We start from the raw sequence: 19035 nt of genomic DNA, 5'->3' as shown, positions 1-19035 counted from the left end.
GATGACCTTTAGAGCCTTGATTGCCCTTGCCGAGGGCACCGACGACCTGCAGACCGTGACCCTGATCGACGTATTGCGCCGCGCCAAGATAGAAGTGGTGGTGGCCAGTATCGAAGGTCGGCGCATGCTCACCTGCGCCCGCGGCACTCGGCTGACGTCCGATGCGATGCTGGTGGACTTGCTGGCGCAACCCTTCGACCTGATTGCCTTGCCCGGTGGCGCGGTGGGTTCGCAGCACCTGGCAGCGCACCAACCCCTGCAACAATTGATCAAGGATCAGGCGGCGGCCGGGCGCCTGTTCGCCGGCATTGCCGAAGCGCCCGCCATGGCGCTGCAAGCCTTTGGCGTATTGCGTCAAAGGCGCATGACTTGCCTGCCCTCGGCCAGCCATCAACTGTTGGGCTGTAACTTCGTCGATCAACCGGTGGTGGTCGACGGCAATTGCATCACCGCCCAGGGCTCGGCTGCTGCGTTGGCATTTGCCCTGGCGCTGGTGGAGCAACTCTGCGGTAAGGCCACGCGTATGGCGGTAGCGGGGGAGTTGCTGGTTTAGCCTGCCTGGACTTTCGCTTCTTCCTTCTCTTCATCTTTAGCCACGTGCATGCGATCGCGGCTGGCCAGTGTCGGGAACAGTTTTACCCACACTCCGGTCACCACCAGCGTGCCGATCCCGCCCATGACCACGGCTGGCACGGTGCCGAACCAGTGGGCAGTCAGGCCCGATTCGAATTCACCCAACTGGTTCGAAGCACCGATGAACAGACCGTTCACGGCGCTGACCCGGCCGCGCATTTCGTCCGGGGTCTCCAGTTGCACGAACGAGGCGCGGATCACCATGCTGATCATGTCTGCCGCACCCAACACCACCAGCACCGCCAGGGAAAACCAGAACGAGGTCGACAGGCCGAAGGCGATGGTTGCCACGCCGAAAATACCCACGGCGGTGAACATCACACGCCCGACGTTGCGCTCCACGGCAAACCGCGCCAGGAACAGCGACATCAGCAGCGCACCCACCGCCGGTGCCGAACGCAACAGACCCAGCCCCCATGGGCCGGTCAGCAGGATGTCCTTGGCGAACACCGGCAGCAACGCCGTCGCACCGCCCAATAGCACCGCAAACAGATCGAGGGAGATTGCCCCGAGAATGTCCGGACGACTGCGGATGAAGCGAATGCCCGCCAGCAGTGAATCCAACGTGGCCTTGCCCTTGTTCAGCGGGGTTTGCCGAGCTGGCAGGTTGAGCATCAGCGAACAGGCGATGACATACAGCAGCACCGTCGGGCCATACACCCAGACGCTGCCGAAGGCGTAGAGCAAACCGCCAAGGGCCGGAGCGACGATGGTGGCCGATTGCTGGGCCGATTGCGCGGCAGCCACCGCACGGGGAAACAGCGCGCTGGGCACGATGCTTGGCAGCAGGGCCTGGGTGGTCGGCATCTCAAAGGAACGGGCGGCACCGAGCAGGAAGGCCAGGATGAAAATCATTTCCCGGGTGACATGATCGGTCGCGCTGCCGATGGCCAGCGACAGGGCGATCAATGCCTGCAAGAACTGGCAGATCGCCGCCACCTTGCGCCGGTCATAGCGATCGGCGACGTGCCCGGTGTGCAGCATGAACAGCACGCGCGGGGCGAACTCGACCAGGCCGACCAGACCCAGGTCGAGCACGTTGCCGGTCAACTGATACAGGTTCCAGCCGATGGCCACGGTGAGCATCTGGAAGCCGCTGGCGGTAAAGACCCGGGCCAGCCAGAACGCGAGAAAAGGGCGATGGTGACGTAACAGCAACGGCTCTTGGCTGGGCATCTGCGGGGAAATCTGGGGAAAGGGGAAGGTCGAGATTATCACCAACCTGTAACAGGAAGTTGCCATGACAAAAAAATTAGTTAGCCAGACATCGATTTTCCACAGGAAATGTATTTCAGGTCGTGACCAAGGCCGTGAGGCAACTTGTCACGCGGCAAAAGACCACGCGGTTCATCCCCGAAATTGGGACTACTCTTTCATCGTTGATTGATCCAGATCAAAACCCACAAAAGGAATTGATCCGGCGGCCGCAAGGCCAGACTCCCTGCGTTGTGATGCGTGCAAAAAAAAAGAACAAACAGAGATTCGCCACACTCCATACCCGTGGGGGCCGTGGGTGCAGGCTTCCAGCCAGCAGCCGTACTACCTGACAGAGGAAGACTTATGTTCGGTTTAGAGGCACTTGATCTCGCCCGAATTCAGTTCGCGTTCACCATCTCGTTCCACATCCTGTTTCCGGCCATCACCATCGGCCTGGCGAGTTACCTGGCGGTACTCGAAGGCCTGTGGCTGAAAACCCATAACGACACCTACCGTGACCTCTACCATTTCTGGTCGAAGATCTTTGCCGTCAACTTCGGCATGGGGGTGGTTTCCGGCCTGGTCATGGCCTATCAGTTCGGCACCAACTGGAGCCGCTTTTCGGACTTCGCCGGTTCGGTAACCGGGCCTTTGCTGACCTATGAAGTGCTCACGGCATTCTTCCTCGAGGCCGGGTTCCTCGGCGTCATGCTGTTTGGCTGGAACAAGGTCGGGCGTGGCCTGCACTTCTTTGCCACCGTGATGGTGGCCATCGGTACGCTGATCTCGACCTTCTGGATTCTCGCTTCCAACAGCTGGATGCAGACCCCGCAGGGCTTCGAGATCGTCAACGGCCAGGTCATCCCCACCGACTGGCTGGCGATCATTTTCAACCCGTCGTTCCCGTACCGCCTGATGCACATGGCCACGGCGGCGTTCGTTGCCACGGCGTTTTTCGTCGGTTCCTCCGCGGCCTGGCATTTGCTGCGCGGCAAGGACAACCCGGCGATCCGCAAAATGCTCTCGATGGCCATGTGGATGGCATTGATCGTCGCGCCGATCCAGGCGGTCATCGGTGATTTCCACGGCCTCAATACGCTTGAGCATCAGCCGGCAAAAATCGCCGCGATCGAAGGCCACTGGGAAAACAAGGGCAACGAGGCGACTCCGCTGATCCTGTTTGGCTGGCCGGACATGAAGGAGGAGAAAACCAAATTCGCCGTCGAGATCCCGTATCTGGGCAGCCTGATCCTCACGCACTCCCTGGATAAACAGGTGCCGGCGCTCAAGGAGTTCCCGCCTGAAGACCGGCCGAATTCGACCATTGTGTTCTGGTCGTTCCGGATCATGGTGGGCCTGGGTTTCCTGATGATCTTCACCGGCCTGTGGAGCCTGTGGCTGCGCAAGCGTGACACCCTCTACACCTCGCGGCCGTTCCTGTACCTGGCGTTGTGGATGGGGCCGTCCGGCCTGATCGCGATCCTCGCCGGCTGGTTCACTACCGAAATTGGCCGTCAGCCGTGGGTGGTCTACGGCCTGATGCGCACGGCGGATGCGTCGTCCAACCATAGCTTCATGCAGATGAGCATCACCCTGATCCTGTTTGTCGTGGTCTATTTCGCGCTGTTTGGCGCCGGTCTTGGCTACATGATGCGCCTGGTGCGCAAGGGGCCGAAGATCGACGAAGGCAAGGAAACCAACGACGGAGGTCCCGGCCAGAAACGCACACCGGCCCGTCCGCTGTCCGCGGCCGACGACGATCACGCCGATGCCGGCCACAGCCTGACCAAGGAGATTTGAATCATGGGTATTGATCTTCCGCTGATCTGGGCCGTGATCATCATCTTCGGCATCATGATGTACGTGGTCATGGACGGTTTCGACCTGGGCATCGGCATTCTCTTCCCGTTCATTCCGGGCAAGACCGATCGCGATGTGATGATGAACACTGTCGCCCCGGTCTGGGACGGCAACGAAACCTGGCTGGTGTTGGGTGGCGCGGCGTTGTTCGGCGCGTTTCCGCTGGCCTATTCGGTGGTGCTCTCGGCGTTGTACCTGCCGCTGATCCTGATGTTGATCGGGTTGATCTTCCGCGGCGTGGCCTTTGAGTTCCGCTTCAAGGCCCGGGACGACAAGCGTCACCTGTGGGACAAGGCGTTCATCGGTGGCTCGGTTACCGCGACATTCTTCCAGGGTGTTGCGCTCGGCGCATTCATCGATGGGCTGCCGGTGGTCAATCGGCAGTTCGCCGGTGGCTCCCTGGACTGGCTGACACCGTTCACGATGTTCTGTGGCGCGGCGCTGGTGGTGGCCTATGCGTTGCTCGGTTGCACCTGGCTGATCATGAAGACCGAAGGCAAGTTGCAGGAACAGATGCGCGACCTGGCACGGCCTTTGGCCTTCGTGCTGCTGGCGGTGATCGGCATCGTCAGCATCTGGACCCCGTTGGCCCACACGGACATCGCCGCACGCTGGTTCACCATGCCGAATCTGTTCTGGTTCATGCCGGTGCCGATCCTGGTGCTGGTGACGATGTACGGCCTGATCCGCGCCGTGGCCCGCAACGCGCATTACACGCCGTTCCTGCTAACCCTTGTGCTGATCTTCCTCGGCTACAGCGGTCTGGGTATCAGCCTGTGGCCGAACATCATCCCGCCATCGATCTCGATCTGGGATGCCGCCGCGCCGCCGCAAAGCCAGGGCTTCATGTTGGTGGGCACGCTGTTCATCATCCCGTTCATCCTGGGCTACACCTTCTGGAGCTACTACGTGTTCCGCGGCAAGGTTACCCATGAAGACGGTTACCACTAGCCCTGTGCACCACGAACCTGTAGGAGCGAGCTTGCTCGCGATGGCGTCGGATGCGACGCCATCAATCTTGAAGAGGATTGACGTTATGGCCGCCAAACACACCCTGCACGACATCGAAGAAGCCGAAAAAAAGCCGCTGTGGCAGCGGCTCGGCTGGTTGGCCCTGATCTGGGTCGGCAGCGTGGGCGCCTTGTTCATCGTCGCCAGCCTGATGCGCCTGTTCATGAACGCGGCCGGCCTGACCACGCACTGACATCCCTCCCGTAGCCTCAAGGCACGGATTTACGACCCTCCGACCGGAGGGTTTTTTTTGCCTGTTATTTGCGCGCCTTGAGGATCACGAATTTAGGATTGGCTGCCACTTGCTCGACGCCACGGAACAATCGCGCCAGCTTGCTGTGGTATCCCAGATGACGGTTACCGACGATGTACAACGCGCCACCCACGACCAGCGCTTCGCGCGCCTGCTGGAACATCCGCCAGGCCAGGAAGTCGCCCACCACTTGTTGCTGGTGAAACGGTGGATTGCACAGTACGACGTCAAGCGATTGCGGTTCCTGGCCGGCCAAGCCATCGCCGGCACGCACGAGCACTTCCCGTTCACCCAAGGCTGCGCGCCAGTTTTCGGCGGCTGATTGCACCGCCATGAACGACTCGTCCACTAGCGTGTAGTGGGCCTCGGGGTTTTTCAGGGCGCTGGCGATGGCCAGGACGCCATTGCCGCAACCGAGATCGGCAACCCGCGCCGAGCCGAGATTTTTCGGCAGGTGTGGCAAAAATGCCCGTGTGCCGATATCCAGGCCTTCGCGGCAAAACACATTGGCGTGGTTGAGCAGTTCGATGGCCGGATCGTCGAGCCTGTATCGCGTTGGGTAAGGCGACACAGCCGGGGTTTTGTCTTCAGCCGTGGCAATCAATAGCCGCGCCTTCTTTACTGCCAGCGAGGCTTGCACGGGGCCGATGTAACGCTCCAGCAAGTCGCCCGCTGCCCGGGGCAGATGCTTGATCATGGCGGCGGCAATCACTTGGGCGCCGGGTGCCAGTTGGCCTTGCAGGCGGATCAGTTGCTCCTCCAGCAGTGCCAGGGTTTTCGGCACACGGATCAGCACCCGGTCAAACGGCCCGACCAGGGCCTCGCTGGCGGGGACGCTCGGCACCGCATCAAACGCCAGGCCGTTGCGCACCAGGTTCTTTTCCAGGCCCTGGAGTGCCAGGAACGAATCACCACTGCTGACCACCCGCATTTTGCCCGCCAGGCTGGCCGCCAACGCGCCGAAGCTGTCGTTGAGCACCAGCACCCGGGTGTCAGCGGTGGGCTGCTGTTCAGCCAGGTAATCGAGCAGGTATTCATCGGCCGCATCGAAAGCTTGCAGCGGTTCGTTCTGCTGTTCGGGCTGGCGGATCAGGTCGAGGCTGGCGAAGGGTGTTTCGAGCAAAGGCATTGGGCGGGGCTCTGGGTAATCAACGGATGTCCCGCAGCCTGTAGGCGTTGGTGCGGGCGGAACCGTCCGAGTGTATTGCGCCGTGAAGGTCGGCACGCCAACACTCAGGAGGGACCGCAAATGGTACGTTTTTTTTGCCTGGATTACCCGCAGGTTTTCCCTCGGTGGGGTGCTTTCAGATGGCCCCGGAACGGGCTGCGGCGAGGACTGCCGCAATCTTGTTGTTGACGCCGAGCTTCTCGATAGCCCTGTGCACATGAAAGTTGACCGTGCGTTCACTCAAACTGAGGATCCTGGAAATTTCATAGGCTGTCTTGCCATCGGCCGAGAGTTTCAGGACTTCGAGTTCCCGCCGCGACAAGGGGGGGGCCTGGGGGCGAACCTTTCTTTTCGGTTGCATCCCAAGCGCCAGAGCGTGCAAGTGGCGACTGATGAACACTGAGAATCCAAGGTTTTCGTACAGCTCGTAGGCTGAAATCGGGCAGTGGCTTCTGGCCAGGCTGAGAATGCTGTTCAGGCCGGTTTCCTCATCGTGGATCGCCTGGGACCAGCCATGCTGCAAACCTTGTTGCTGCAACAACTGCCATAGCCAGGGTGTCCTGGAAAAAAGCTCTTCACTCCAGACAACAGGAAACATTGAGTGATTGCACTGCGCCATTATCGGGTCTATTCGCGTGTCATTATTCTTTTCATATTGAATGTTCCACTCAGGGGGGAAATTGTTCAGGCTCACCGGGTTCGCGTCGACCCCGACTGAATTAGAAGTAATTGAAAACCCACAGAATTTATATCCAAGGTTTCTGGCAAAGTTGAGCGCGATTCGATAGGCAGTATCAATCTCTTGTGTATGGGCTAATTGCTTAAGCTGTGACTCCTTCCAGATCTCCATGGGGGAATTCTCCATTAGCGTAGCTTGTTGGTGCATTTTTTGGATCCGAGATCCGGCACGTCAGGAAGTGTAGGACAGTTCCTACGGAGTTGGTGCAACAATTTTGCTCTTTTGACTATTGGAAAAGTGTGCTTAAGGTTCTTAGGCATATAGGAGTTTTAAAATGCCATATGTCATTTAACAATGATGATTGTGTGTGGAATTTAGTGAGCGATCACTTGTGCCTATCAATGCCACTACAATTTGTCTGTGTTTATGCTGCCGTCTTTGCGGGACACTGGGGCATCTTTTGATTGGAGCCTTCCATGTCCGTCAGTGAAGAAAAATTTACGCGCCAGACCTTGCTCGAGGTTCATCCGTTGACCCCGAACCTGTTTACCCTGCGCGCCACGCGGGATGCCGGGTTTCGTTTTCGGGCGGGGCAGTTTGCCCGGTTGGGCGTGACCAAGGCTGACGGCAGCACGGTATGGCGCGCCTATTCCATGGTGTCCTCGCCCTATGACGAGTTCCTGGAGTTCTTTTCCATTGTCGTACCGGGTGGTGAGTTCACCAGTGAACTCAGCCGCTTGGGCGTCGGCGATACATTGCTCGTCGACCGCCAGGCCTTCGGTTACCTGACACCGGACCGTTTCGTCGATGGGCGCGACCTGTGGCTGCTATCGACCGGGACCGGCGTGGCGCCGTTCCTGTCGATACTCCAGGACTTCGAAGTCTGGGAGAGATTCGAGCGGATCATCCTGGTCTACAGCGTTCGCGAATCACGGGAACTGGCTTACCAGGAGCTGATCGCGGGGCTGACGCAACGTGAGTATCTGGCGCAATACGCAGACAAGCTGCAATTCATCGCCACGGTCACTCGTGAACAGCATCCTGGCGCATTGAACGGGCGGATCACCACGCTGATTGAAAGCGGCGAACTGGAGCGCGCCGCCGGTGTTGCGCTGACGCCTGAGCACTCACGGGTCATGCTGTGCGGCAATCCGCAGATGATCGATGACACGCGCAAGCTGCTTAAACAGCGGGACATGCACCTGAGCCTCAGCCGGCGACCCGGCCAGGTGGCGGTGGAAAACTTCTGGTAAGAAAAACGGCGCCTCAAAGGCGCCGTTTTTTTATGCTGATGCAGTCAGGGCCGGTTGTTTTGGGCCTTGAGCAGGTCGCGGATCTCGCCCAGCAACTCTTCTTCCTTGGTTGGAACCGGCGGCAGGCTAGGGGCCACGGCCTCTTCGCGCTTCAGGCGGTTGATGGCCTTGACGCCCATGAAGATCGCGAAGGCAACGATGACGAAGTCGAGGATGGTCTGGATGAATTTGCCGTAGGCCAGCACCACCGCCGGAGTGGCGCCCTCCGCTGCCTTGAGCGTTATGACCAGATCACTGAAGTCCACGCCACCGATCAGCATGCCGATTGGCGGCATGATCAGGTCACCGACAAACGACGTCACGATCTTGCCGAAGGCCGCACCGATGATGATGCCGACGGCCATGTCGACCACGTTGCCTTTGACCGCGAAGGCCTTGAACTCGTTTAACACGCCCATAGGTTATTTCCTTGTTACAGATGAGGTTGATGAACGCAGTGTAAATCAGCAAATCGCATCCTGCATGAAACAACTGCCTGCTGTGCTTGCCTGCAATCGACCCGGGTGGTGTTGAAAAATTCACCGATTGATCTCATCCGTGGGGGTGACCAGGTCTTCCAGAGTGGTTCGCGTACGGTGTTTTCTTCAGCGCAATGGCTTCGTTTGTGTGAGTCGAAAGTCCATTCTTGAATCGGGAGGGTTGAAGTTAATCGGGTAAGTGGTAGCCGGAAACTGTTTTGAAAATTAATTGCAGTTAGAGTGGCGGTTAACTGTTCGGTTAATCTGGAAGTTGGCTAATTCAGTTTCGTGCTACTCAGGGTTAATAATTGAATTTTGTTTGGGTATTGTCGGAGTTGTGCAATAAGTACGTATGTGAGTAACGGTTGTACAACTTTTCAAGTCGGGCGATGAAGCGTAGCGCCATAATTTGTTGGGTATGTTGAGTAAAAAACTTATACAGGTTTTTTGTAAGGTGAATGTATTTGAATATACCTGAACTAGATGAAGGCTATTTGAAATCACCCAAGGGGTTTCAAAATATCTGGCCGCACTCGTGTCCCTCAGCTGAGCTATCATCGCGTTTTTTTCCGGGAGTTCCGATGGCCAAGGCCAAGCGCATGTACGGCTGCACCGAGTGCGGCTCAACCTTCCCCAAATGGGCCGGCCAATGCGGTGAGTGCGGGGCCTGGAACACACTCACCGAAACCATGGTGGAAAGCGGCGGGGCTGCAGCCCCCAGTGGTCGTACCGGCTGGGCCGGCCAGCAGGCGCAGATCAAGACTCTGGCCGAAGTCAGTGTCGAAGAAGTTCCACGCTTCTCCACCGCTTCCAGCGAGCTCGACCGGGTTCTGGGTGGTGGTCTGGTGGATGGTTCGGTGGTGCTGATCGGTGGCGACCCGGGCATCGGCAAGTCGACCATACTGCTGCAAACCTTGTGCAACCTCGCCAAGAGCATGCCGGCGCTCTATGTCACCGGCGAAGAATCCCAGCAGCAAGTGGCCATGCGTGCGCGGCGCCTGGGGTTGCCCCAGGATCAACTGCGGGTCATGACCGAAACCTGCATCGAAACCATCATTGCCACCGCCCGCCAGGAAAAGCCCAGGGTGATGGTGATCGACTCGATCCAGACGATTTTTACCGAGCAACTGCAATCGGCACCGGGCGGCGTATCCCAGGTGCGTGAAAGCGCTGCGTTGCTGGTGCGTTATGCCAAACAGAGCGGTACGGCGATTTTCCTGGTCGGCCACGTCACCAAGGAAGGCGCGCTGGCCGGCCCTCGCGTGCTGGAGCACATGGTCGACACCGTGCTGTATTTCGAAGGTGAGTCCGATGGCCGCCTGCGTCTGCTAAGGGCGGTGAAGAACCGCTTCGGTGCCGTCAATGAACTGGGCGTGTTCGGCATGACCGACAAGGGCCTGAAAGAAGTCTCCAATCCGTCGGCGATTTTTCTGACCCGCGCTCAGGAAGAAGTCCCTGGCAGTGTGGTAATGGCCACATGGGAAGGTACGCGGCCGATGCTGGTGGAGGTTCAGGCATTGGTGGACGACAGTCATCTGGCCAATCCGCGCCGGGTCACACTGGGCCTGGATCAAAACCGGTTGGCGATGCTGCTGGCGGTGCTACACCGTCACGGTGGCATTCCGACCCACGATCAGGACGTATTTCTCAACGTGGTCGGCGGGGTCAAGGTACTGGAAACGGCGTCCGATCTGGCGTTGATGGCGGCGGTGATGTCCAGCTTGCGCAACCGGCCGTTACCCCACGATCTGCTGGTGTTTGGTGAAGTCGGGCTTTCCGGCGAGGTGCGTCCGGTGCCGAGCGGTCAGGAGCGTTTGAAAGAGGCTGCCAAGCACGGCTTCAAGCGGGCCATCGTGCCCAAGGGCAATGCGCCGAAGGAGGCGCCGGCAGGATTGCAGATCATTGCCGTGACTCGACTGGAACAGGCCTTGGATGCGTTGTTCGAATAGCTTCAGGTAAATACACAACCCTGTGGGAGCGGGCTTGCTCGCGAAAGCGGTCTTTTATTCAACATTGATGTCGACTGACACGATGCCTTCGCGAGCAAGCCCGCTCCCACAGGGGGGATTCGGGGATGGCTAGATCTCGATCAGGGCGCCCAGCTCTCGCTCGAGCTCGGCCTTATCAGCCAGGTTGAGCTCGATCAATCGCCGCAGGCGTTCGATGGATTCCAGGCTGATGTGCAGGCAGACAAAACCGAGTTGGCCGTGGTCATCGTGGGCCAGTTGCACATCCATGATGATGTCGACGTCTTCGCTCAGATGAATGTCGACCAGAAAATCCTGCTGCGCATTGCCCAACCACGGATCGGGTCGCTCGATCAGTAACCCCTTGAGCGACAGATCAATCAACGTCACCGGCCAGGTGGACTCACCCTGACTCAGCTCGGTTCGGGCATCGAACGCAATACGTTTGAAGCGGCGACGTTCGGCTGGGTGCTCGCTCATGGCGCGATCCTCGTAGATGTACGCTGACTATAGACCCGCATTCTTCAAGGCTGCCAGCGGGGGCAGGTGGCTAGACCAATGTCGGGCTATGGCCTTTGCCGTCAGGAGCGCTAAACTCGGGGTGGCTGTCTTTCTTGTCCACTCTGGCTGGAATAATAAAATGAAAAATAATAATAGCCCGCTACGCCATTTGCCTTGGCTGCTGTTGGCAATCATAGGTGCGTGCGCCTTGGGTGTCGTGGCATTGCGCCGGGGCGAGGCAATCAACGCCTTGTGGATTGTGGTCGCTGCCGTGGCCATCTATCTGGTTGCCTACCGCTATTACAGTCTGTTCATCGCTAACAATGTCATGCAACTCGACGCGCGACGGGCCACCCCCGCTGTGCTCAACAATGACGGTCTGGACTACGTGCCGACCAACAAACACATTCTTTTCGGTCACCACTTCGCGGCCATCGCTGGCGCGGGGCCGTTGGTCGGTCCGGTCCTGGCGGCGCAGATGGGCTACCTGCCCGGCACGCTATGGATAATCGCCGGCGTGGTGCTGGCCGGTTCGGTGCAGGACTTCATGGTCCTGTTCATGTCCACCCGCCGCAACGGTCGGTCCCTGGGCGACATGGTTCGCGAGGAAATGGGCCGCATCCCCGGCACCATCGCGCTGTTCGGTTGCTTCCTGATCATGATCATCATCCTCGCGGTGCTGGCCCTGATCGTGGTCAAGGCCCTGGCCGAAAGCCCCTGGGGCATTTTCACGGTGATGGCGACCATCCCGATCGCGATGTTCATGGGCGTGTACATGCGTTACATCCGCCCGGGTCGTATCGGTGAAATCTCCGTCATTGGCGTGTTGTTGCTGCTGGGCTCGATCTGGCTCGGCGGGCAGATTGCCGCGGATCCGGTGTGGGCCAAGGCGTTCAGCTTCACCGGCGTACAAATCACCTGGATGCTGATCGGCTACGGTTTTGTCGCGGCAGTGTTGCCGGTGTGGCTGATCCTGGCACCCCGTGACTACCTGTCGACCTTCCTGAAAATCGGCACCATCATCGCGTTGGCCATCGGCATTCTGATTACCATGCCCGAGCTGAAAATGCCGGCCCTGACCCAGTTCATCGATGGCACCGGCCCGGTATGGAAGGGCGGGCTGTTCCCGTTCCTGTTCATCACCATCGCCTGTGGCGCGGTCTCGGGTTTCCACGCGCTGATCTCTTCCGGGACCACGCCGAAACTGCTGGATAACGAAACCAACGCCCGCTACATCGGTTACGGCGGCATGCTGATGGAGTCGTTCGTGGCCATCATGGCCATAGTCGCCGCCTCGGTGATCGAACCGGGCGTGTACTTCGCCATGAACAGCCCGGCCGCCGTGGTCGGCGGGGATGTGGTGGCGGTAGCGACGGCGGTCAGCAACTGGGGCTTTGCCATCACGCCGGAAGCGTTGCAAGCAGTGGCCCACGACATCGGTGAAACCACTATCCTGGCCCGTGCCGGCGGTGCGCCGACCCTGGCGGTGGGGATCGCGCAGATCCTGCACAGTGTTCTGCCGGGTGAAAACACCATGGCGTTCTGGTACCACTTCGCGATCCTGTTCGAAGCACTGTTCATCCTGACCGCAGTCGACGCCGGTACCCGTGCCGGTCGTTTCATGCTCCAGGACTTGCTCGGCTCGTTCGTACCGGCCCTGCGTCGCACGGAATCCTGGACCGCCAACCTGATCGCCACCGCCGGTTGTGTGGCGATGTGGGGTTATCTGCTGTACCAGGGCGTGATCGATCCACTGGGCGGCATCAACACCTTGTGGCCGCTGTTCGGTATCTCCAACCAGATGCTGGCCGGCATCGCGCTGATGCTCGGCACCGTCGTGCTGATCAAGATGAAGCGCCAACGCTACATCTGGGTAACCCTAGTGCCGGCCGTATGGCTGTTGATCTGCACCACTACGGCGGGCTTCATCAAGCTGTTCGATGCCAACCCGGCGATCGGTTTCCTGTCGCTGGCCAAGAAATACAGCGATGCGCTGGCCAATGGTCAGATCCTCGCCCCGGCGAAGGACATTACCCAGATGCAGCACGTGATCTTCAACGCCTACACCAACGCAACGCTGACTGCGCTGTTCCTGTTCGTGGTGTTCAGTATCCTGTTCTATGCGCTCAAGGTCGGTATTTCCGCCTGGGGCAGCAAAGAACGTACGGATAAAGAAGCGCCATTCCAGGCGCTACCGGAAGCGTGATCGAGGATTTGCACCATGTTCAATGACCTGAGTCGTCTCGGTAAATACCTCGGTCAGGCCGCGCGCCTGATGGTCGGCATGCCCGACTACGACAACTACGTCGAGCATATGCAGACTAAACACCCGGACAAACCGGTGATGAGCTACGAGATGTTCTTCCGCGAACGTCAGGAAGCCCGTTACGGTGGCAAGGGTGGGCCGAAGTGCTGTTGAAACAAACCGCTTAGGCATCACCTCTGTAGGAGTCGGCTTGCTGGCGATAGCGATCTTCGGGACGCCATCGCCAGCAAGCCGGCTCCTACAGTCTTTTCTGCGCCCAGGAGACCTTATTTTGTCAGTCCCTATACCTGTCACGATCCTCAGCGGCTTCCTCGGCGCTGGTAAAACCACGCTGCTGCGCCACCTGCTCAAGGCCGAACACGGCCTGAAAATCGCCGTGATCGAGAACGAATTCAGTGATGCCGGCATCGATACCCAGTTGTTGGGCGACGAGCCAGTGCAAGTGATGACGCTGTCAAACGGCTGTGTTTGCTGCACCATTCATACGGACCTGACCAAGGCGCTTTACTTGTTGCTGGAGCGCCTGGACCAGGGCGACATAGCGTTCGACCGGCTGGTGATCGAATGCACCGGCCTGGCCGACCCGGCACCGGTGGCGCAAACCTTCTTCATCGACGAAGAACTGCGTGAACGCTATATCCTCGACGGCATCATCACCCTGGTCGATGCCGCTCATGCTGATCTGCACCTGACCCAGACCATCGCCCAGGCACAGATCGGTTTTGCCGACCGCCTGCTGGTGAGCAAGCGCGATCTGGTGGACGAGCCGACCTTCACCGCGTTGAGCGAGCGCCTGACCCGCATCAACCGTCGCGCGCCGATTCGCGTGGTCGACCACGGCAGGATTGACCTGGCCGAATTGCTCGACGTGCGTGGTTTCAACCTCAATGCCGATCTGGGTGGCGGGGTAAGTTTGCGTCCGGTGAGCAAAGCGCCGTCTATCGACCGCATTTCCAGCCTGGTGTTGCGCACTGATAAACCGCTGGATATCGACAAGCTCAGCGAGTTCATGAACGAGCTGCTGGAGGAGCACGGCAAGCAGTTGCTGCGCTACAAAGGCGTGTTGAATATCCTCGGCGAATCGCGTCGCATGGTCTTCCAGGGGGTGCTGAAGCTTTATGGTTTCGACTGGGATACCGAGTGGGCGGAAGACGAAGCGCGCGAGAGCGTGATCGTGTTCATTGCCGATGACTTGCCGGAAGAAAAGATTCGCGAGGGTTTTGCGCGGGTGGCGGCGGATTAAAGTCAGAAATTGCAGCGAGCCTTAAACCGCCATCGCGAGCAGGCTCGCTCCCACATTTGAAGTGCAATTGCCTGTGGGAGCGAAAGCGCACTAACCTGCGGCACAGTTTTGGCCCAGTGCCGATGCAGGGCTCAGCAACAAATATTCCAGATAATCCAGATGCCGGTTGAGCACGACTTGCGCCGTCGCGGCGTCTCCTTGCTCCAGCGCATCCAGAATCTCCATGTGCACTTGCTCCACGCAATAATCCTTCTTCTGCAGATCAAATTGCGCAATCGCCAACGAAGTCAGCGGTACCAGGCTCTCAAGAAAATGCGCTAGCGGTGCATTCCCCGCCATGTGTGCCAACTGCAGATGAAACTCTCCCGACAAACGAATCGCCCGGCCACGCTCGGCGCATTGACGCTCGTTTTCGACCAGTGTCCGCAGGCGCTTCAAGTCTTGCGCGCAGGGGCGCTGACAGGCCAGCCGCACCAGCATGATCTCGGCCAGACGCCGGGCATGCAGGGTCTGCCGGGTCTGCTCGGCATCAAGCTCGGCGACGCGGGGGCGATGGTTGACTCGAAGGATGATGATCTGTTGATGGGACAATCGCGTCAGGACATCACGCATGTCGCTGCGCCTTGCACCGAACATCTGCGCCAGGCTTTCTTCGGTAAAGCGACTGGCCGAATGGATGCGCAGTTCGAAAATGGCATCGAGGACCCGCGAATACAGATCATCCACCGAAGGGCGGACGGGCAGGGTAGCGAGCGTTTGTGGCGAGGCGAAGCTGTTCATGGCCAATCTCCAGTTCGAAGAGGTTTCAACTGCCGAAGTTGTCTTCCGGAATGTTCAGCTCGATGCCCATCCGCTGACCTTCCCGAAGAATGTGCCGGCGCATCTCGGCGCTGGCCAGGGCACTGTTCTTGCTGCGGATCGCCCGCACCACGGCTTCGTTTTCTTCAAGGCGTTCAGCCAGATGCTCTGGGGAATTACGCAACACTTCGGCGCTCTGCTTGAGGGCATTGCTGGTTTGCTGGACCACGCTCTGGAAGATCGGGTTGGATGTCAGCGTGAACAGCTCTTCGTGGAACGCGATGTAGGCGCTTACGCCGGCTTCACTATCGTTGGCCTCCAGGGCTTCGCGCATGTCCATCAGGGTCAGGCGCAGTTGCCCGACTTCCTTGCTGCTGATGGACTGCGCCACGAGGCCTACGATGAACGGCTCAAGGGTATAGCGCAGTTGCAGCACATCCTCCAGGCTCGCCGCGGCCACTGCGCTTTCATGCGCCTGGCTGTCGGCGAGATTGGCTTCGAGCACCACTACGCCTTTGCCCGGCATCGAGCGCACCAGGCCCAGGGTTTCCAGGACGATGACCGCTTCGCGCAGGCTCGGGCGGCTGATGCCCAATTGTTCGGCCAGTTCGCGTTGCCCCGGCAGCATTTCGCCGGAGCGCCACTGACCGCGGGCCAGTGCGGCCCGAAGTTTTTCTACGACTGAATTCACAACGGTCGAGGTGGTAATCACTGTTCGCTCCATGAGCATCTGTAACGGTTATTGACCGTGCCTGCCCGGGAGCAGGCACGGCGATTATTCAAAATTCCTGCTGATGCGCCGGGGTCACGGGTTTTCGCGGCTGGAAGGTATAACCCACCTGGCCGGAAAGTACCTTGTTCGCCCGTTGCACATCGATGTCCTTTTCCCAGCGGGCGATAGCCACGGTAGCCACACAGTTGCCGATCAGGTTGGTCAGCGCCCGGCCAATGCCCATGAACCAGTCCACGGCCAGCACCAACACCAGACCTACCACCGGAATCGCCGGAATGGCCGTCAGTGTCGCCGCCAGGATCACCAGCGCCGATCCGGGAATACCGTGCGCGCCCTTGGAGGTGATCAACGAGACCAACAGAATCGTCAGCAGGTCGGTCATGGCCAGCGGTGTGCCGGTGGCATTGGCAATGAACACGATGGCCAGGGTCAGGTAGATCGAGAAACCGTCGAGGTTGAACGAGTAGCCCGTTGGAATGACCAGCCCGACCGTCGAACTGCCGATGCCCAGGTGTTCAAGCTTGCGCATGATTTGTGGCAGCACAGCGTCGGACGAAGCGGTGCCCATGACGATCAGCAGTTCTTCGCGCAGGTACTTGAGCAGCGGCCACATTTTCAAGCCAGAGAGGCGCATCACCAGGCCGAGAATCAGGCCAACGAAGGCCACGCAGGTCAGGTAGAACAAGCCGACCAGGCTGCCCAGGTGCTGCAGGGAATCCAGGCCATATTTGCTGGTGGTGAAGGCTATCGCACCGAACACGCCGATCGGCGCCAGACGCACGATCATGCCCATGATGCGGAAGATCACGTGGCTCAGCTCATTGATCAGCCGGGAGATGCCCGACGCAGCTTCACCCACCAGATTCAGCGCGCTGCCGAACAACACTGAAAACAGCAGGACCTGCAGGATATTGTTATCGGCAAAGGCGCCAAGCACCGAGGTCGGAATCAGGTCCATGAGGAACTGCGTGGTGGTGTGCATGTGCTGGCCCCGCTGGGCGATGTCGCCCATATCGGCCGCGGAGAGCTGCTCCAGATGAATGTTCGCGCCACTACCGATACCGGTGCTGAAGGCGAATACCAGACCAATCACCAGCGCAATGGTGGTGAGGACTTCAAAGTAGATCACCGATTTCAGGCCGATACGGCCGACCTTCTTCAGGTCGCCGGCACCGCTGATGCCGCTGACCACTACGCAAAACACAATCAAGCCAATGAGCATTTTGATCAGCTTGATAAAACCGTCACCGAGCGGTTTGAGCTGAGCGGAGTATTCGGGAAGGGTCAGCCCGCAGACGATGCCGAGCACCAGTCCGAGAACCACTTGGAGGAAGATTGAACGCGAGCACCATCTGAGCATGGGAGGAATCCTGGTCGGTGTCCTGGCTGCCGTGCGCAGGGCGCATCGACTTCAGGACTTAATTATTGTGGTCTTACCGGTATGTCCAGTGCAGGTGGAGTCTAGGCGCTATTTTCGGCTGTTCGCAAGTGGAAATTGCATAATTGGCATGACCGGTCTTACCAGTTGGGTTGGATACCCCGACCTTGAGCCTTTTGGGAGGCTGGAATTTTTCCCGGGCAGAAAAAAACCGGCCATCGCTGACCGGTTTTTTAAAATCATGCTCTCACAGAGCATTCAATCGACGGTCTTATAGAGAGACATTACGATTGATGATTTTCAGATCGAAGAAGACAAGTTTGCCGCGTCGTTCTTTGTCGGTAAAAATCGGAAAGTTTGGTGACTCGCCATAGGTCAGTACCTCTCGACGCTGTGGACCGGTATGAAGGCGGATGTTGTTGACTTCGCCTGACAGGTCGTCCAGTTTTGCACTATCGCCCTGGCTGTTAATGATGCGAAAGTAAGTAGGGTCATTACCTTCAAAAACCGACAGGTTACGCTGTTCGCCTTCCATGCTTACATTGTTTTTGAAGTTTCCGTCACGATCTTCAATTTTGATAGTGTAGACGTCGTCGTGATAGGCGAAGAGAAACGTTTCTGGGGCAACGTCCTCCGCGTAACTCAGAAGAACGTCTCCGTAAATGTCGAGTTTTTTCTCGAGGATAGCCTTTTCACCATCATTGAAGTCGGGGGACTCCAACATTTTCCGAATGACTTTGCCTGCTAGGGCAACCGGCTTTTTATCGACGAATAGTTGAGCGGTGAACGATTGGTTGTCCATGTTTTGCATGACACTTATCTCTTCCTTGATTGGGAAAGTTAATATTGTTGCTGTTATAAGTTGCGAGGTTTATTGAACACAGTGCACCGACAATTCCTTGCGTGCGTTTTGTACTTATAACCAAGATGCATCACTGGGGTTGCGCTCAATGATTTTCAGTTTGAAAACCAGAGGGGTCCCGATGCGGCTTGGATTATCGGTCAGAACCGGGAAGGTGGGTGGTCCGGAATAGGACTTAACTGGCCGACGTTGTGGGCCGGCGTAAAGATAGATTTCGCTGATTGCGTCCGGAATTTCGTCCATTTTTACAACATTGCCGGAGCTGTTGATGATGCGGAAGTAAGTGGGGTCATTTCCTTCGAAGATGCTCAAATTACGAGCTGCACCTTCCATGCTTGCCGTTGCCTGGTAAAGACTATTAACGCCTTTAATCCGGATGGTGTATACATCGTCATGATAGGCGAAGTAGAAAGTTTCGGGTGTTACACCTTCGCTGTAGCTAAGTTCCAGTGGGTTGTCTTTGCGAACGTTACGATGAAACTCGTGCCAGCCTTCTCCAGTGTCCGGTTCTTCAAGAAGTTTGTTTATAACCTTTCGAACCGTGGCAATAGGCTTGTTATCGACAAAAAGTTGGGCGGTGAACGATTGAGTTCGATCTGTGAACATGATTTTAGTCTCTTCCTTGATGTATGAATAACCCTCGTATTTGTGGTGAGCGAGTCGGGTTATTCGTTGCTTGTCAGGGACGAGACTATCATCAGGGGTTAAAATCCGG

General features: G+C 58.2%; 19 protein-coding genes. 9 read left to right on the top strand and 10 right to left on the bottom strand.

The genetic code is table 11. The annotated features are described in order from the left end of the window. The first annotated feature begins 1 nt into the window (after window position 1). Window positions 2-553 (top strand): DJ-1 family glyoxalase III, encoded by a 552-nt coding sequence (locus KGA88_RS23725; RefSeq protein WP_223594637.1) that lies wholly within the window; start codon window positions 2-4, stop codon window positions 551-553. Here KGA88_RS23725 and KGA88_RS23720 read toward each other — a convergent pair. Then, complete coding sequence (locus tag KGA88_RS23720; protein ID WP_223594636.1) at window positions 550-1809, bottom strand: MFS transporter; 1260 nt, start codon at window positions 1807-1809, stop codon at window positions 550-552. The genes KGA88_RS23725 and KGA88_RS23720 overlap by 4 nt on opposite strands. 384 nt (window positions 1810-2193) lie before the next feature. On the opposite strand from KGA88_RS23720, the gene KGA88_RS23715 reads away from it, so the two are divergent. The 3 genes from KGA88_RS23715 (at window position 2194) to KGA88_RS23705 (ending at window position 4894) form a co-directional block, all read left to right on the top strand. Beyond that, entirely contained in the window at window positions 2194-3630 is a 1437-nt protein-coding gene (locus KGA88_RS23715; RefSeq protein ID WP_110657142.1) for a cytochrome ubiquinol oxidase subunit I, read from the top strand. Between the two features lie 3 nt (window positions 3631-3633). Next, window positions 3634-4641 carry a cytochrome d ubiquinol oxidase subunit II gene (cydB, locus tag KGA88_RS23710; RefSeq protein WP_223594634.1) on the top strand — a complete coding sequence of 336 codons (1008 nt, stop codon included), beginning with the start codon at window positions 3634-3636 and terminating at the stop codon, window positions 4639-4641. Window positions 4642-4726: 85 nt separating this feature from the next. Continuing rightward, window positions 4727-4894, top strand: coding sequence for a DUF2474 domain-containing protein (locus tag KGA88_RS23705; protein WP_110657140.1), 168 nt, complete (start codon window positions 4727-4729; stop codon window positions 4892-4894). A 64-nt stretch (window positions 4895-4958) separates the two neighbouring features. On the opposite strand, the gene KGA88_RS23700 is transcribed toward KGA88_RS23705, so the two are convergent. After that, window positions 4959-6083 (bottom strand): methyltransferase, encoded by a 1125-nt coding sequence (locus tag KGA88_RS23700; RefSeq protein ID WP_223594633.1) that lies wholly within the window; start codon window positions 6081-6083, stop codon window positions 4959-4961. A gap of 175 nt (window positions 6084-6258) precedes the next feature. Continuing rightward, the gene (locus KGA88_RS23695) at window positions 6259-6972 is read right to left on the bottom strand and encodes a helix-turn-helix transcriptional regulator (RefSeq protein WP_223594632.1); all 714 of its coding nucleotides are present in this window, start codon (window positions 6970-6972) and stop codon (window positions 6259-6261) included. A gap of 305 nt (window positions 6973-7277) precedes the next feature. Between KGA88_RS23695 and KGA88_RS23690 the strand changes: the two genes are divergently transcribed. Then, on the top strand, window positions 7278-8054 hold the full coding sequence (locus KGA88_RS23690) for a ferredoxin--NADP reductase (RefSeq protein ID WP_110657135.1): 777 nt from the start codon (window positions 7278-7280) through the stop codon (window positions 8052-8054). Window positions 8055-8098: 44 nt separating this feature from the next. On the opposite strand, the gene mscL is transcribed toward KGA88_RS23690, so the two are convergent. Then, on the bottom strand, window positions 8099-8512 hold the full coding sequence (mscL, locus tag KGA88_RS23685; protein ID WP_110657133.1) for a large-conductance mechanosensitive channel protein MscL: 414 nt from the start codon (window positions 8510-8512) through the stop codon (window positions 8099-8101). Between the two features lie 641 nt (window positions 8513-9153). Here mscL and radA point away from each other — a divergent pair. Next, window positions 9154-10521: a DNA repair protein RadA gene (radA, locus tag KGA88_RS23680; protein WP_103396481.1), complete on the top strand. Its 1368-nt coding sequence runs from the start codon at window positions 9154-9156 to the stop codon at window positions 10519-10521. Window positions 10522-10650: 129 nt separating this feature from the next. Here the strand turns inward: radA and KGA88_RS23675 are convergent, their stop codons facing one another. Further along, entirely contained in the window at window positions 10651-11019 is a 369-nt protein-coding gene (locus KGA88_RS23675; protein ID WP_110657131.1) for a PilZ domain-containing protein, read from the bottom strand. Between the two features lie 160 nt (window positions 11020-11179). Here KGA88_RS23675 and KGA88_RS23670 point away from each other — a divergent pair, with 160 nt between their 5' ends. The 3 genes from KGA88_RS23670 (at window position 11180) to yjiA (ending at window position 14549) form a co-directional block, all read left to right on the top strand. Beyond that, window positions 11180-13246 carry a carbon starvation CstA family protein gene (locus tag KGA88_RS23670; protein WP_223594631.1) on the top strand — a complete coding sequence of 689 codons (2067 nt, stop codon included), beginning with the start codon at window positions 11180-11182 and terminating at the stop codon, window positions 13244-13246. Window positions 13247-13261: 15 nt separating this feature from the next. Then, window positions 13262-13459 carry a YbdD/YjiX family protein gene (locus KGA88_RS23665; RefSeq protein WP_007895266.1) on the top strand — a complete coding sequence of 66 codons (198 nt, stop codon included), beginning with the start codon at window positions 13262-13264 and terminating at the stop codon, window positions 13457-13459. Window positions 13460-13577: 118 nt separating this feature from the next. Then, window positions 13578-14549 carry a GTPase gene (gene yjiA, locus KGA88_RS23660; RefSeq protein WP_110657127.1) on the top strand — a complete coding sequence of 324 codons (972 nt, stop codon included), beginning with the start codon at window positions 13578-13580 and terminating at the stop codon, window positions 14547-14549. A gap of 90 nt (window positions 14550-14639) precedes the next feature. On the opposite strand, the gene KGA88_RS23655 is transcribed toward yjiA, so the two are convergent. From KGA88_RS23655 to KGA88_RS23635, 5 genes are all read right to left on the bottom strand, one after another. Then, window positions 14640-15329 carry a GntR family transcriptional regulator gene (locus tag KGA88_RS23655; RefSeq protein ID WP_223594629.1) on the bottom strand — a complete coding sequence of 230 codons (690 nt, stop codon included), beginning with the start codon at window positions 15327-15329 and terminating at the stop codon, window positions 14640-14642. A 25-nt stretch (window positions 15330-15354) separates the two neighbouring features. Beyond that, window positions 15355-16059 carry a FadR/GntR family transcriptional regulator gene (locus KGA88_RS23650; RefSeq protein WP_110657124.1) on the bottom strand — a complete coding sequence of 235 codons (705 nt, stop codon included), beginning with the start codon at window positions 16057-16059 and terminating at the stop codon, window positions 15355-15357. 67 nt (window positions 16060-16126) lie between these two features. Further along, on the bottom strand, window positions 16127-17440 hold the full coding sequence (locus KGA88_RS23645) for a C4-dicarboxylate transporter DctA (protein WP_110657122.1): 1314 nt from the start codon (window positions 17438-17440) through the stop codon (window positions 16127-16129). A 289-nt stretch (window positions 17441-17729) separates the two neighbouring features. Beyond that, a complete protein-coding gene (locus KGA88_RS23640) occupies window positions 17730-18269 on the bottom strand; it encodes a hypothetical protein (protein ID WP_223594628.1) in 540 nt (179 codons plus the stop codon). Between the two features lie 105 nt (window positions 18270-18374). Next, complete coding sequence (locus KGA88_RS23635) at window positions 18375-18926, bottom strand: hypothetical protein (protein WP_223594627.1); 552 nt, start codon at window positions 18924-18926, stop codon at window positions 18375-18377. Between the last annotated feature and the right edge of the window lie 109 nt (window positions 18927-19035).

It is taken from the genome of Pseudomonas sp. A-R-19, from assembly GCF_019956575.1.
Classification (GTDB): domain Bacteria; phylum Pseudomonadota; class Gammaproteobacteria; order Pseudomonadales; family Pseudomonadaceae; genus Aquipseudomonas.
The sequence above is the reverse complement of the archived record's forward strand: the minus strand, read 5'-3'. Positions and strand labels throughout refer to the sequence as shown.